General features: G+C 71.2%; 10 protein-coding genes and 2 pseudogenes. 6 read left to right on the top strand and 6 right to left on the bottom strand.

Translation table 11 applies throughout. From position 1 onward, the window contains the following. Positions 1-221: 221 nt before the first annotated feature. Together LNW71_RS21350 and LNW71_RS21355 are read left to right on the top strand one after the other, a co-directional pair. The gene (locus tag LNW71_RS21350; protein WP_250969700.1) at positions 222-905 is read left to right on the top strand and encodes a DUF4291 domain-containing protein; all 684 of its coding nucleotides are present in this window, start codon (positions 222-224) and stop codon (positions 903-905) included. 101 nt (positions 906-1006) lie between these two features. Beyond that, on the top strand, positions 1007-1423 hold the full coding sequence (locus LNW71_RS21355) for a hypothetical protein (protein WP_250969701.1): 417 nt from the start codon (positions 1007-1009) through the stop codon (positions 1421-1423). Positions 1424-1547: 124 nt separating this feature from the next. On the opposite strand, the gene LNW71_RS21360 is transcribed toward LNW71_RS21355, so the two are convergent. Continuing rightward, positions 1548-1967 carry a GNAT family N-acetyltransferase gene (locus tag LNW71_RS21360; protein ID WP_250972087.1) on the bottom strand — a complete coding sequence of 140 codons (420 nt, stop codon included), beginning with the start codon at positions 1965-1967 and terminating at the stop codon, positions 1548-1550. 250 nt (positions 1968-2217) lie between these two features. Here LNW71_RS21360 and LNW71_RS21365 point away from each other — a divergent pair. The 4 genes and pseudogenes from LNW71_RS21365 (at position 2218) to LNW71_RS21380 (ending at position 7940) form a co-directional block, all read left to right on the top strand. Then, positions 2218-4786: pseudogene (locus LNW71_RS21365) on the top strand (alpha/beta fold hydrolase). Then, complete coding sequence (locus LNW71_RS21370; protein WP_250969702.1) at positions 4783-5661, top strand: ABC transporter permease; 879 nt, start codon at positions 4783-4785, stop codon at positions 5659-5661. The pseudogene LNW71_RS21365 and the gene LNW71_RS21370 overlap by 4 nt, the downstream one beginning before the upstream one ends. A 132-nt stretch (positions 5662-5793) precedes the next feature. After that, positions 5794-7376: pseudogene (locus tag LNW71_RS21375) on the top strand (von Willebrand factor type A domain-containing protein). 102 nt (positions 7377-7478) lie between these two features. Continuing rightward, positions 7479-7940, top strand: a complete 462-nt coding sequence (locus LNW71_RS21380; RefSeq protein ID WP_250969703.1) for an anthrone oxygenase family protein — start codon at positions 7479-7481, stop codon at positions 7938-7940. Positions 7941-7991: 51 nt separating this feature from the next. On the opposite strand, the gene LNW71_RS21385 is transcribed toward LNW71_RS21380, so the two are convergent. The 5 genes from LNW71_RS21385 to LNW71_RS21405 form a co-directional block, all read right to left on the bottom strand. After that, entirely contained in the window at positions 7992-8306 is a 315-nt protein-coding gene (locus tag LNW71_RS21385) for an L-rhamnose mutarotase (RefSeq protein WP_250969704.1), read from the bottom strand. Between the two features lie 43 nt (positions 8307-8349). After that, positions 8350-9435: a rhamnose ABC transporter substrate-binding protein gene (gene rhaS / locus LNW71_RS21390; protein WP_250969705.1), complete on the bottom strand. Its 1086-nt coding sequence runs from the start codon at positions 9433-9435 to the stop codon at positions 8350-8352. 79 nt (positions 9436-9514) lie between these two features. Continuing rightward, positions 9515-10564 (bottom strand): ABC transporter permease, encoded by a 1050-nt coding sequence (locus LNW71_RS21395; RefSeq protein WP_250969706.1) that lies wholly within the window; start codon positions 10562-10564, stop codon positions 9515-9517. After that, positions 10548-11603, bottom strand: coding sequence for an ABC transporter permease (locus tag LNW71_RS21400; RefSeq protein ID WP_250969707.1), 1056 nt, complete (start codon positions 11601-11603; stop codon positions 10548-10550). The genes LNW71_RS21395 and LNW71_RS21400 overlap by 17 nt, the downstream gene beginning before the upstream one ends. Beyond that, positions 11600-13147 (bottom strand): sugar ABC transporter ATP-binding protein, encoded by a 1548-nt coding sequence (locus LNW71_RS21405; RefSeq protein ID WP_250969708.1) that lies wholly within the window; start codon positions 13145-13147, stop codon positions 11600-11602. The genes LNW71_RS21400 and LNW71_RS21405 overlap by 4 nt, the downstream gene beginning before the upstream one ends. Between the last annotated feature and the right edge of the window lie 198 nt (positions 13148-13345).

A 13345-nucleotide genomic window follows, 5' to 3' on the forward strand; every position in this document is an offset into this window, starting at 1 on the left:
TCGGCGGCGCCCTCGCGGCTCCCGCTCTCGATACCCACAGCATGTCCGCCGGGGCCCCGGCTCCGGCAGAGCCAGGTGTACTGACCTCCGTATGACGAATGTCAGTGTCCGCGGATGACACGCGGTCCGGCACGGCTGACCGACCGCCAGGAAAGCGGCGGCCGGGGCGCGTCAGGAAACCCACTCGCCGACCGCACCCCGCCGGTGCTGGGATGGGCGCCATGACCGAACCGACCCCTCCGCAGCACGAGATCCGCGCGCTCCACACGGACACGACCGTCACCGTCTACCAGGCGTACTCCCCGTCGCTCGGCCTCCCCGCCGCCCGCGACGGACGCTTCCCGCCCGCCTGGAAGCGCGACCGCATGACATGGATCAAGCCGAGCTTCCTGTGGATGATGTACCGCTGCGGCTGGGGCACGAAGGAGGGCCAGGAGACGGTACTGGCCGTCGAGATCACGCGCGAGGGCTTCGACTGGGCGCTGGCGAACGCCGAACTCTCGCACTACGAGCGCGGCGTGCACCCGGATCACGCCGCCTGGCAGCGCAGCCTGCGCCGCGCCCCGGCCCGGGTCCAGTGGGACCCCGAGCGCGACCTGCACCTGAACCGGCTCCCGTACCGCTCGCTGCAACTCGGCCTCGCGGGCGACGCGGCGCGGCGTTACGCGGACGAGTGGACGGTGTCCGTGCGCGATGTCACCCCGCTGGCACGGGAGATCCACGAGCTGGTCCGCGCGGGCCGCAGCGACGAGGCAGCCCGGCTGCTGCCGGGGGAGTTGCCGTATCCCGCTCCGGTCGTACCGGTGCCGCACGCGTCGCACCGGGCGCAATCGGGGCCGGACGGTGAAGTTCTCGCGGGGGCTGAGCGCGGTTCCTCCACGCCGGGAACACCGAGCGGGCGCTAGGCGAAGCGGAGTTGACCGGTCCGCCGGACCCCCTGGTAGGAAGATCACTGCGCAGCGCACCGCGCTGGCTCACAGCACCACTTGAGCACGGAGGAACCCCTATGAAGAAGCGCAGTCTCGTCCGCACGGGCGCCACGGTGGTGACGGCTCTGGGGCTCGCCCTCACGGCCGGTACCGGCACGTCCAGCGCCGCCGCCAAGCCCAACACGGTCGACTACTTCTACGCGGGCGGCAAGAAGGTGGCCATGGTCGTGTTCGAACCGCGCGACTCGGCGAAGGACGCCGAGCGGGTGGTCGTGGACGACCTCCGCGCGGACAACCACTACGTCTGGACCGAGGTCTACGACGTCACGGCGGGGAAGAAGAAGGGCACCTGCCAGACGAGCAGCTTCAAGTCCTGCGCGTTCAGCATCACCGAGGGCCACAAGGTCCGGATCAACGTGTACCGGATGAACTCGAAGGACGTCGACTTCCTCGACGAGGTGCACACGAAGAGCGGCAAGCTGCCCACGGCGTAGCGAACCCCGGCGGGCCCGGCTCGGGCCCGCCCTCCTCGGGGGCGGCCGGTGCCCGTGCGTCGAGCGGCCGGGCCCTACGGGCCCGCGACCTCCGGAACGCGCCGCGGGTCCCGGGACGCGGCGGTCACCGGGCCGCCCCGAACGCCCACGTCAGCATCGCGAACCCGCCGTCGTCCGAGGCGCCCGCCGAGCGGTACGTCGCCAGGGCGGCCTCGTTGTCGAGGTCCACGCCGACCCACATGTCGTAGCAGCCGCGCTCCCGGGCCACCGCGGCCAGCGCCTGGGTGAGGGCGCGGCCGATGCCGCGGCGGCGGTAGGCGGCGTCGACCGAGAGTTCGTACAGGCACATCTCGCTGCCCTTGTCGGGGTGCAGCATCTCGATGCCGGACACGAAGCCCGCGGGCGCTCCTTCCACGTACGCGATCACCATGAGGTGTCCGTCCGAGGCGAGGAAGCGGGCCGCCCACTCCTCGCGGGCCGGACCGTCGTAGAGGTGCTGCGCGGCGGTCAGCTCGGCGACGGTCGTCGCGCGGCGGATTTCCACCGGATTGTCCATGGCGGGCCTTTCCGTGGATGGGATGGGTCACAGTGCCCGGCATACCGCGGACGGAGTACGGCGGGGGAGCACCGTACGCCCCGAGGAGGCCGGAGAGTTCCCCCGGGCGGCAGCGTAGACGGGGTGGGCGCCCGCTTAGGCTCGACACATGGACACCCCTATTGCGCGTACGCCCCGGTGGCGGCGTCTGCTGCCCCGCTCACGCGGCCGGTGGGCCGCCGGCCTCGCCGCGCTCGTCGTGCTGGCCGGGGCCGGCACCTGGACCGCCGCGGCCGACGACAGTGCGCCGGCCGTGCACCGGCAGGACCGGATGATGCGCATCGACGGGGTGTCGCTGGACACCTCGTACTTCAGCACCGGCGGTACCCGGCGCCGGCCCGCCGTCCTGATCGGGCACGGCTTCGGTGGCAACAAGAACGACAACCGGGCGCAGGCGCAGAAGCTGGCGGCCGACGGGTACGCCGTGCTGACCTGGTCCGCCCGCGGCTTCGGCAAGTCCGGGGCAAGACGTCGATCAACGCACCCGACGCCGAGGTCAGGGACGTCTCCAAGCTGATCGACTGGCTGGCGGACCGGCCCGAGGTGCAGCTCGACGCCGCGGGCGACCCGAGGGTCGGGTCACGGGCGCCTCCTACGGCGGCGCGATCTCCCTCCTCGCCGCCGGGTACGACCGGCGCGTCGACGCCATCGCCCCGGAGATGACCTACTGGAACCTCGCCGACGCGCTGTTCCCCCACGGGGTGTTCAAGAAGCTCTGGGCCGGTCTGTTCGTCACCACCGGCGGCGGCTGCCAGAACCTGGAGAAGCAGCTCTGCGAGATGTACGAACGGGTCGCCGTCAGCGGGAAGCCGGACGCCGCCGCCCGTGCGCTGCTCGACGCGCGCTCGCCGAGCGCCGTGGCCGACCGCATCAAGGTGCCCACGCTGATCATGCAGGGGCAGACCGACTCCCTCTTCCCGCTCGGCCAGGCCGACGACATGGCGAAGGCCGTCAAGGCGAACGGCGCCCCCGTCTCGGTCGACTGGGTCACCGGCGGGCACGACGGCGGCGACAAGGAGTCCCACCGGGTGCGGCAGCGGGTCACCAGCTGGTTCGACCGCTATCTGAAGGGCGACAAGGCCGCCGACACCGGGCCCGCCTTCCGAGTCACCCGGACCGGTGGCGTCGACTCCACCGACGGTGCCGCCCTCACCCGCGGCGCGAGCGGCGACACCTACCCGGGGCTGCACAGCGGGGAGCAGCCGGTGGAGCTGAAGGGACGGACCCAGACCTTCCGCAACCCCGCCGGAGCCAGTCCGCCCTCCATCTCCGCCGTCCCCGGCACCGGCGGCGGGCTCGCCCAGCTGTCCACGCTCGGCGTCGGGCTGTCCGTCGACTTTCCCGGGCAGTTCGCCCGCTTCGAGTCCGCCCCGCTGAAGACCTCGCGGCGCCTCACCGGTTCGCCGACCGTGAAGGTGAACGTGAAGGCGGGGCAGGGCGACGCGGTGCTGTTCGGCAAGGTGTACGACGTGTCGCCGGACGGCAAGCAGCAGGTGCTGCCCTCCCAGCTCGTCGCCCCCTACCGGATCACCCCCGACCAGCAGGGCAAGCCCGTCGAGCTGACCCTGCCCGCCGTCGACCACGAGATCGACCCGGGACACCGGCTGCGTCTCGTGCTGTCCGCCACCGACCTCGGCTACGCCTCACCGGCCAGGCCGACGACGTACACCGTCTCCCTCGGCGGCCCGCTGAACATCCCCACCGCACCCGGGCTCACCACGGCCTCGGCCGCCCTGCCCTGGTGGACCTGGGGGCTGCCGGCCGCAGCCGTCGTGATCGCCGCTGCCCTGCTGCTCAACGCGCGGCGCCGGACCGCCACCCCCGCCCCGGACCCCGCGCTCACCGGCGTACCGCTGCAGATCACCGGCCTGTCGAAGAAGTACGCCAAGTCCGCCGACCGGTACGCCGTCAAGGAGCTGTCCTTCCGCGTGGAGAAGGGGCAGGTGCTCGGGCTCCTCGGGCCGAACGGCGCCGGGAAGACCACCACCCTGCGCATGCTGATGGGCCTCATCACGCCCGACGACGGGGAGATCCGGGTCTTCGGGCAGGCCATCCGGCCCGGTGCGCCCGTGCTGTCCCGGGTCGGGTCGTTCGTCGAAGGCGCCGGGTTCCTGCCGCACCTGTCCGGGCGCGCCAACCTGGAGCTGTACTGGCAGGCCACCGGCCGGCCCGCCGGGGACTCCCGCATCGAGGAGGCCCTGGAGATCGCCGGTCTCGGCGACGCACTGGCCCGAGCCGTCCGCACGTATTCGCAGGGCATGCGGCAGCGCCTCGCCATCGCCCAGGCCATGCTCGGGATGCCGGACCTCCTCATCCTCGACGAGCCGACCAATGGTCTCGACCCGCCTCAGATCCGCGAGATGCGTGACGTGATGATCCGTTACGCGGCCGGCGGCCGGACCGTCATCGTCTCCAGCCACCTCCTGTCGGAGGTCGAGCAGTCCTGCACCCACCTGGTGGTCATGGACCGCGGCCGGCTCGTCCAGGCGGGCCCGGTCGCCGAGATCACCGGCTCCGGCGACATGCTGCTCGTCACCACGGCGGACGAACTCACCGAACCCCTCGCCGAGAAGATCGCCGCGCTGCCTGGCGTCGGCTCCGCCGTCCGCACGGACGACGCACACGGCCTGCTGGTCCGGCTCGACGACGCCACCTCCTCGCAGCTCATCGCCGAACTGGTCCGCCTCGACGTGCCGTTGACCGGCGTCGGGCCGCACCGACGCCTGGAGGACGCTTTCCTCACCCTGATCTCCGGAGGCTCCGCATGAGTACCGCAGCCGAAGTCACCGGGGCCCCCGAAGCCCCCGGATACCGTGCCCGGCACACCCTCCCGCTGCGCGTGGAGGCGGTACGGCAGCTGCGCAGGCGGCGCACCCTGCTCATGGGCGGGGTGCTGGCCGCGCTGCCGTTCATCCTGATCATCGCGTTCGCCATCGGCGGCACCCCGGACGGCGGGCCGGGGGGCGGCAGCCGGCTCACCCTGATGGACACCGCGACCGCGTCCGCCGCGAACTTCGCCGCGACCTGCCTGTTCGTGTCGGCCGGATTCCTGCTCGTGGTCCCGGTGGCGCTGTTCTGCGGCGACACCGTCGCCTCGGAGGCCAGTTGGTCCTCGCTGCGCTATCTGCTCGCCGCGCCCGTGCCCCGGGCCCGGCTGCTGTGGAGCAAGCTCGTCGTGGCGCTCGGCTTCAGCCTGGCGGCGATGGTGCTGCTGCCGCTCGTCGCGCTGGCCGCGGGAGCCGCCGCGTACGGCTGGGGGCCGCTCGAACTGCCCACCGGGGGTGCGCTCGCGACCGGGGACACCGTGCCGCGGCTCGCACTCGTCGTCGCGTTCATCTTCGTCTCCCAACTCGTCACCGCCGGGCTGGCGTTCTGGCTCTCGACCAAGACGGACGCCCCGCTCGGCGCGGTCGGCGGCGCGGTCGGGCTGACGATCGTCGGCAACGTGCTGGACGCGGTCACCGCGCTCGGCTCCTGGCGCGACTTCCTGCCCGCCCACTGGCAGTTCGCCTGGGCCGACGCGCTCCAGCCCGGCCTGGAGTGGGGCGGCATGGTCAAGGGCGCGGCGGTCTCGGTGGCGTATGCCCTGATCCTGTTCGCTCTGGCCTTCCGCGGGTTCAGTCGTAAGGACATCGTGTCCTGACCCTGATGTTCCGCTGAATTCCGGCCCGTCGTTGCCGCATCGAGATCCTTCCGCAACGTCCTCGTCGGCTCCCCGGCCCCCTCTCGCACGTCACATTCACAAGTGGGGACGCGACGACACAGGGGGTACGGGATGCAACGCCGGACACGGATGTGCCGAGGGGCGCTGGGGCTGCTCCTCGCGGGCGGGGTACTGCTCACCGGCTGCTCGGGGCGGAGACAGGTGACAAGAGTTCCGCCTCGGGCCGCCGTGGGGCGCCCGCGCCCGCACCGGCCGCCACGGGCGGAGCGGCGCAGGACGGTGCGAAGGAGTCGGGCGCGGCGAAGGACGCGGACAGGCTGAAGGAGTCCGCGCCGCCCGACTACCTGTCCACCTTCGCCCTGGACGTGGACACCGCCTCCTACGGATACGCGCGCCGCACACTCGCCGACGGAGGGCTGCCGGGGCCGGAGACCGTCCGGCCGGAGGAGTTCGTCAACAGCTTCCGCCAGGGCTACCGGCGTCCGAAGGGCAACGGCTTCACGGTGTCCGTCGACGGGGCGCGGGCCGGCGCCGAGGACGGCGGCTGGTCACTGGTACGGGTCGGTCTGGCGACGAAGGCCGCACCGCCCGCCGCCGAACGGCCGCCCGCAGCCCTCACCTTCGTCGTCGACATCTCCGGCTCCATGGCATCGCCCGACCGCCTCGGCCTGGTGAAGACCTCGCTCGGCATCCTCACCGACGAACTGCGCGACGACGACGCGGTCTCCCTGGTCACCTTCAGCGGCGAGGCGGAGACCGTACTGCCGATGACCCGGCTGCGTGACCACCGGGGAAAGATCCACGACGCCGTCGACTCCATGGAACCCGCCGACTCCACCAACGTGGCAGCCGGCGTCCGGCGCGGGTACGAGGAGGCCGTGGAAGGCCATCGCAAGGGCGCCAACAACCGGGTCGTCCTGCTGTCCGACGCGCTCGCCAACACCGGTGAGACCGACGCCGACGCGATCCTCGAACGCATCGACTCCGCCCGCCGCGAGTACGGCATCACCCTCTTCGGGGTCGGGGTCGGCAGCGACTACGGCGACGCCCTGATGGAACGGCTCACCAACAAGGGCGACGGCCACACCACGTACATCGCCGACGAGGAGCAGGCCCGCAAGGTCTTCGTGGACCAGCTGCCCGCCCACCTCGAACTGACGGCGCGTGAGGCCAAGGCGCAGGTCGCCTTCGACCCGGAGACCGTCGAGAAGTTCAAGCTGATCGGCTACGAGGACCGCAAGGTCGCCGACGACGACTTCCGCGACGACAGCGTGGACGGCGGCGAGATCGGCCCCGGGCACACGGTGACGGCGCTCTACGCCGTGCACCTGCGGGACGGTGCGGCGGGCCACGTGGCCACCGCGACCGTCCGCTGGCTGGACCCCAGGTCCCGCTCGGCGCACGAGGAGACGGGTTCGGTCGGCACCGGGCAGATCGAGGGCAGGCTGTGGGGCGGCCGCAGCGACCGGCTCCAGGTGACCGCGGTGGCCGCCTACTTCGCCGACAACCTGCGCGGCGGCACGCTCCCGGGTGCGCCCGCACTCGGTGAACTCGCCTCGAAGGCGAAGAAACTGGCCGCCACGACGGAGGACGACTCGGTGGCGAAACTGGCCACCGCGATCGGCCGCGCGGACCGGCTCAGGGGCGGCCACCAGGACACCGGGACCGACGGGGGAGAGGGCGAGATGGACTGACCGGGCCGCCCGGACGGCGGCGGGGACGGGCGGCCGCTCCCGGTCGCACGACTGTACGGAAATAGCGCCGTGCGACCGGCCCTGCTGCGCCATGATGGGCCCATGGCCTCCCTGTTCTCCGCCCTCGCCGTCATCACGACCGGCCTCTACGCCGGCTTCCTGCTGACGTTCCTCATCGCGGTGATGCCCGGTCTGGCCGCACTGCCGGACGACCGTTTCACCGTGGCGATGCGCCGCTTCAACGAGAAGGTCCCCGGGCCCGCGTTCCTCGTCGTCTTCCTCGGCGCGGTCGTCTTCCCCGCGGTCGCGGTGTTCACGGAGTACGGCGAGAAGTGGTGGCCGCTGGTGGCCGTGGCGCTGGTCTGCGCGGTCGTCTCCCACCTGGTCACGATCGGCGGCAACATCCCGCTGAACAAGGCACTCGCAGCGGCGGAGGACACGGCGGGGGGCGGCGACGAGAGCGCGGCCCGTGCCGCGTTCGAAGCCCGCTGGAACGGCTTCCACCGCTTCCGGACGGCCCTCTCGCTGGCCGCCTTCGTACTGCTGGCCGTCGCCGCGACGTAGGCACAGGTCCGGCCCGGATCCCCGCAGGAACCCGGGCCGGACCGCGGCGCCTCACGCCAGGTGGAACACCTCCGCCAGCGGCACCATCGCGTCGTCCGCCGCCTCCGGCTGCTCGAAGAAGCCGGCCATGTCCCGCTGCCAGCGCTCGTTCACCTCGGTGGCAGCCATCGCCTCCCGTGCCGCGTCGAAGTCCTCCGTCTCCAGATATCCGACGAGCAGCCCGTCCTCGCGCAGGAAGAGCGAGTAGTTGTGCCAGCCCGCCGCGGAGAGCGCGGCGAGCATGTCGGGCCAGACCGCCGCATGGCGCTCGCGGTACTCGCCGATCCGGTCCTTGCGCACGTTCAGCAAGAAGCAGACACGCTGCATGAGAAGGTCTCCTGTGCTACTCGGCCGTCCGCAACCCGACGGCTCAGAAGTCGAACTTGTCGATGTTCTTCTTGTCGAAGACGGTCGGCTTGCCGAGGATGACCTCGCCGTCCTTGCCGATCGTGTACTCGCCGAGCTTGCCCGCCTTGAACTTCTCGCCCTCCGCGCCCGTGATCTGACCGGACGCCAGCGCCGCGGCGGCGTAGGAGCCGAGGTAGCCGAGCTCCTCCGGGTTCCACAGCGAGAACTGCTCGACGGTGGAGTCCTTGACGTACTTGCGCATCTGGTTCGGCGTGCCCAGGCCGTTCAGCACGACCTTGCCCTTGTACGAGGAGTCGCTCAGGTAGCGGGCGGCGGCCGCGATGCCGACCGTGGTGGGCGAGATGATGCCCTTGAGGTCGGGATAGGCCTGCATCAGGCCCTGGGTCTGCTGGAACGACTTCTGGTCCGCGTCGTCCCCGTACGCCACCTTCACCAGCTTCATGCCCTTGTACTTGGGCAGCTTCAGCTCGTCCTTCATGAACTCGATCCAGGTGTTCTGGTTCGTCGCGTTCTGGGTGGCCGAGAGGATCGCGATCTTGCCCTTGTAGCCGATCTGCTCACCGAGGTGCTGGACCAGGCTGCGGCCGATCTCCTCCGAGCTCGCCTGGTTGATGAAGAGCTGGCGGCACTCCTTCGCGGTGTCGGAGTCGTACGCCACGACCTTGATGTTCTTCTTCATGGCCTGCTTCAGCGGGCCGCACACCGCGTTCGGGTCGTTGGCAGCGACCAGGATCGCGTCCTGGCGCTGCTGGATCAGCGTGTTGATGTAGCTGACCTGCGAGGAGGCACTGGCGTCGGACGGACCGACCTCCTTGCCCGTGCCGCCGTACTCCTTGGCCGCCTCGATCCCCGCATCGTCGACGATCTTCTCGTACGGGTTGTTGATCTGCTTGGGCAGGAAGGCGAGCTTCAGCCCCTTCTTCAGCGCTGCGCCGGGATCGGCCTTCGCCGTGGATCCGGCCTTCGCGGACTCCTTGCCGGCGCTGTCCTTCGTGGTGCCGGAACAGGCGCTGAGGGCGAGGGCGAGGGAGAGCGCGGTGGCGGCGGTGGTGACGGCGCGGCGCCCAGCGGCATTGCGGAGCATCATGACGGCGGTGTGCCTTTCGAGGAGTGCGTACGAGGACGAGAGGTGCGTACGAGGAGTGCGTACGGGGGCGGGTCAGGGATCAGGGGCGGGCGCCGGCGGCGCGCCGGTGCCGTCGTTCGACCACGGTGGCGATCACGCGTGGGGTGAGGACGGACGCCACGAGCAGCAGGCCGGTCACGATGACCTGCACCTCGTTGGCGATGTCGTTGAGCGTCAGCAGGTTCTTCAGGATGCCGATGAGCAGCACCCCGGCGACCGCGCCGAAGAGCGTGCCCTTCCCGCCGTCGAAGTCGATGCCGCCGAGCAGCACGGAGGCGATCACGAGCATTTCGAAGCCGAGCCCGTTGTCGGCGCGGGCGCTGCCGTAGCGGAGGGTGAAGACGATCCCCGCGAAGGCGGAGAACAGCCCGGTGACGACGAACAGCAGCAGCTTGATCCGCTTGACCCGGATGCCCGCGAAGTACGCGGCCTCCTCCTGCGAGCCGATCGCGAACAGCGAACGCCCCAGGCCGGTGGCGTGCAGCACGATCGCGGTGAGCACCGCGAGCACGATGAACAGTGCGACGGGGTACGTGATGAAGGTGCCGGGCACCGTGGTGGTGTCGACGGCCCAGTCCGCGTACGTCTGCGGGAAGTCGGTCACCGCGTCGCTGCCGAGCGCCACCGAGGCCAGGCCCCGGTAGAGCGCCAGGGTGCCGATGGTGACGGCGAGCGAGGGCAGTCCGACCTTGGTGACCAGCCAGCCGTTGAGCAGCCCGCCGGCCACGCCGACCAGCAGCACGACCGGCACGATCGTCTCGAACGCCCAGCCCGCGTCCCACAGCGCACCGGTCAGCGCGCTGCCCAGACCCAGCATCGAGGCGACCGACAGATCGACCTGTCCGGCCACCACCAGAAGCGTCATCGGCAGTGCGATGAGCGCGACTTCGGCGATGTCGTTGAAGGCGAACGCGAGGTTCTCACCCGAGCCGAAGCCCTCGGTGGTGCCGAGCCCGACCACGACGACGGCCACCAGCAGCGCCCCGACCGCGGTGTCCCAGCGCAGCGCCAGGCTCCGCAGCGAGCTCTTCGTCCGGGCGGACCCTTGCGGGGCGGGCACCGCCTTCTTGGTCTCAGGCGCCATTGCCATGCCGGGCGCTCCTCTTCCTCAGGGCTGCGGTCATCCGCAGGTTCACGATCCGGTCGATGCTGATGGCCAGCAGCAGAAGTGCGCCGGTGATGGCGCCCTGCCAGAACGAGTCGACCTTCAGGACCACCAGCACGCTGCCGATGGTGGTGAGCAGCAGGGCGCCCAGTGCGGCGCCCCAGACCGTTCCCGTACCGCCGGTGATGGCGACACCGCCGACGACGACGGCGCTCACGACGGTCAGCTCCCAGCCGTGCGCGTTGTCCGCGACGACCGTGCCGAAGCGGGCGAGCCACAGGGTGCCCGCGAAACCGGCGACGGCTCCGGAGAAGGCGTACGAGGCCAGGATCCGGCGACGGATCGGCACCCCGGCGAGCAGGGCGGCCTCCGGGCTCGACCCGATCGCGTACAGCTCACGCCCCGAGCGGTAGCTGCGCAGGAAGTACGCCGTCGCGGCGAGCAGCACCACGGCGATCAGCGGCAGGTACGGCACACCCAGAACGCTCCCGCTGCCCAGCCCAAGGATCTGGTCGGGGACCTCGGCGGCGCCGATCTGGTCGCCCTGCGCCCACCAGTAGTCGACGCCCTGGATGATGTAGAGCATGCCGAGCGTCACGACGAGCGCCGGCACCTTGCCGAAGCTGACGAGCGCGCCGGAGACCAGTCCGCAGACCACGCCGATGGCGATGCCCAGCAGCATGACGGTGACCACGCCGTGGTCGGTCCCGGCCACGAACTTGCCGCAGGCGAAGGCGGAGAGCCCGACCACGGAGCCGACCGACAGGTCGATGTTGCGGGTGATGACGACGGCCGACTGGCCGACCGCGAGCAGCACCAGGATCGAGGAGTTGAGCAGCAGGTCCTTGATGCCCTGGTCGGACAGGAAGCGCGGATTGGCCAGATAGGTGCCGAGGACGAGCAGGATCAGCGCCCCGGCGATGGATATCTCGCGGGCCCGGAAGACCGTGTCCACGAGCGAGGCCGCGCTGCGGGCCGGCGCCTTCGGGCCGCTGTCCGGCGGGCTTACGACGGTGGTGGTCATGCCGCTGTCCTTTCGCCGAGTCCGGTCGCTGCCGCCATGACCGTCTCCTCGGTGGCGTCCGCGCGCGGGAGTTCGGCGACGAGCCGGCCCTCGTGCATGACGAGCACCCGGTCGGCCATGCCGATCACCTCGGGCAGATCGGAGGAGATCATCAGCACGGCCAGCCCTTCGGCGGCCAGTGCGGAGAGCAGCCGGTGGACCTCGGCCTTGGTGCCGACGTCGATGCCGCGGGTGGGCTCGTCGACGATAAGTACGGAGGGTTCGGTGGCCAGCCACTTGGCCAGCACGACCTTCTGCTGGTTGCCGCCCGACAGCACACCGACGGTGTCTGCCAGCCGGTTGTACTTGAGCTGGAGGCGCAGGGCCCAGTCGGCCGCCCGCTCGTGTTCCAGGGCGCGGCTGACCAGGCCGCCGCGGCGGACCTCGCCGAGTCCGGTGAGGCCGATGTTGCGCTCGATCGACATCTCCATGACGAGTCCGCGCTGCCGGCGGTCCTCGGGTACGAGAGCGAGCCCGGCGGCCATCGCGGCGGTGGGCGAACCGGCGCGCAGCGCGGTGCCGTTCACGTGCACCTCACCGGCATCGGCGCGGTCGACCCCGAAGACGGCCTGGGCCACCTCGGTACGGCCGGCCCCGACGAGTCCGGCCAGCGCGACGATCTCGCCCCGGCGCACCTCGAACGACACGTCGCGGAAGACGCCCTCCCTCGTCAGCCGCCGCACGGAGAGCGCGACCTCGCCGACGGCGGCGTCCTGCTTGGGGTAGAGGTCGTCGAGGTCGCGGCCGACCATGAGCCGCACGAGGCCGTCCTCGGTGAGCCCCTCGAGCGGCTGGGAGGAGATCCACCTGCCGTCGCGCAGCGTGGTGACGCGCTGGCACAACTCGAAGATCTCGTCGAGCCGGTGCGAGATGAACAGCACGGCCGCACCCTCGGCGCGCAGCGCCCGTACGACGGAGAACAGCCGGGCCGTCTCACTGCCGGTGAGCGCGGCCGTCGGCTCGTCCATGATCAGGACGCGGGCCTCGAAGGAGAGCGCCTTGGCGATCTCGACGATCTGCTGGTCGGCGATGGAGAGCCCGCGGGCCGGCCGGTCGGGAGCCAGGTCGACGCCGAGGCGGCGCATCAGCCCCGCAGTCGTGTCGTGCACGGCCCGGCGGTCGATCCGTCCGAAGGAGCGCCGGGGCTGGCGGCCCATGAAGATGTTCTCGGCGATCGACAGGTCGGGAAAGAGCGTCGGCTCCTGGTAGATGACGGCGATGCCGGCATCGCGGGCGGCGGCGGGGCCGTGGAAGACGACGGGCTCCCCGTCGAGCAGTACGACACCGTTGTCAGGCCGGTGCACCCCGGCGAGCGCCTTGATGAGGGTGGACTTCCCCGCGCCGTTCTCCCCGGCGAGTGCGTGCGCCTCACCAGGGAACAGTTCGAGGGACACGTCCTGCAGCGCCCGGACGGCGCCGAAGGACTTGCTCACACCCTTCAGTGCCAGCACCGGGGCCGGCGCCGGTGCCGGGGCCGCGTCCGGGCCCTTGGCGGACTTGTTCATGAGGGGGGCTCCTGAGCGGTGGACTGAGCCGACGGAAGGCCGTTGGGGCCCACGCGTCGTGAAAGGTTTCAATCGGGCTCCTCGGAAGCTAGACGGGGTGCGCGGGCGTAGTCAATGGGTGCGTAGCGGGAATCTCCTAAGATTGGAAGGGAGGGCGAGGGGGAAATGCCTGCCGACGGGTCGAGTCCGCGTCGACCC

Source organism: Streptomyces sp. RKAG290 (assembly GCF_023701695.1).
Lineage (GTDB): Bacteria > Actinomycetota > Actinomycetes > Streptomycetales > Streptomycetaceae > Streptomyces.

Coding starts and splice junctions, on each gene's coding strand:
- LNW71_RS21350 (WP_250969700.1), top strand. CDS start 222: ATGACCGAACCGACCCCTCCGCAGCACGAGATCCGCGCGCTCCACACG.
- LNW71_RS21355 (WP_250969701.1), top strand. CDS start 1,007: ATGAAGAAGCGCAGTCTCGTCCGCACGGGCGCCACGGTGGTGACGGCT.
- LNW71_RS21370 (WP_250969702.1), top strand. CDS start 4,783: ATGAGTACCGCAGCCGAAGTCACCGGGGCCCCCGAAGCCCCCGGATAC.
- LNW71_RS21380 (WP_250969703.1), top strand. CDS start 7,479: ATGGCCTCCCTGTTCTCCGCCCTCGCCGTCATCACGACCGGCCTCTAC.
- LNW71_RS21385 (WP_250969704.1), bottom strand. CDS start 8,306: ATGCAGCGTGTCTGCTTCTTGCTGAACGTGCGCAAGGACCGGATCGGC.
- rhaS (WP_250969705.1), bottom strand. CDS start 9,435: ATGATGCTCCGCAATGCCGCTGGGCGCCGCGCCGTCACCACCGCCGCC.
- LNW71_RS21395 (WP_250969706.1), bottom strand. CDS start 10,564: ATGGCAATGGCGCCTGAGACCAAGAAGGCGGTGCCCGCCCCGCAAGGG.
- LNW71_RS21400 (WP_250969707.1), bottom strand. CDS start 11,603: ATGACCACCACCGTCGTAAGCCCGCCGGACAGCGGCCCGAAGGCGCCG.
- LNW71_RS21405 (WP_250969708.1), bottom strand. CDS start 13,147: ATGAACAAGTCCGCCAAGGGCCCGGACGCGGCCCCGGCACCGGCGCCG.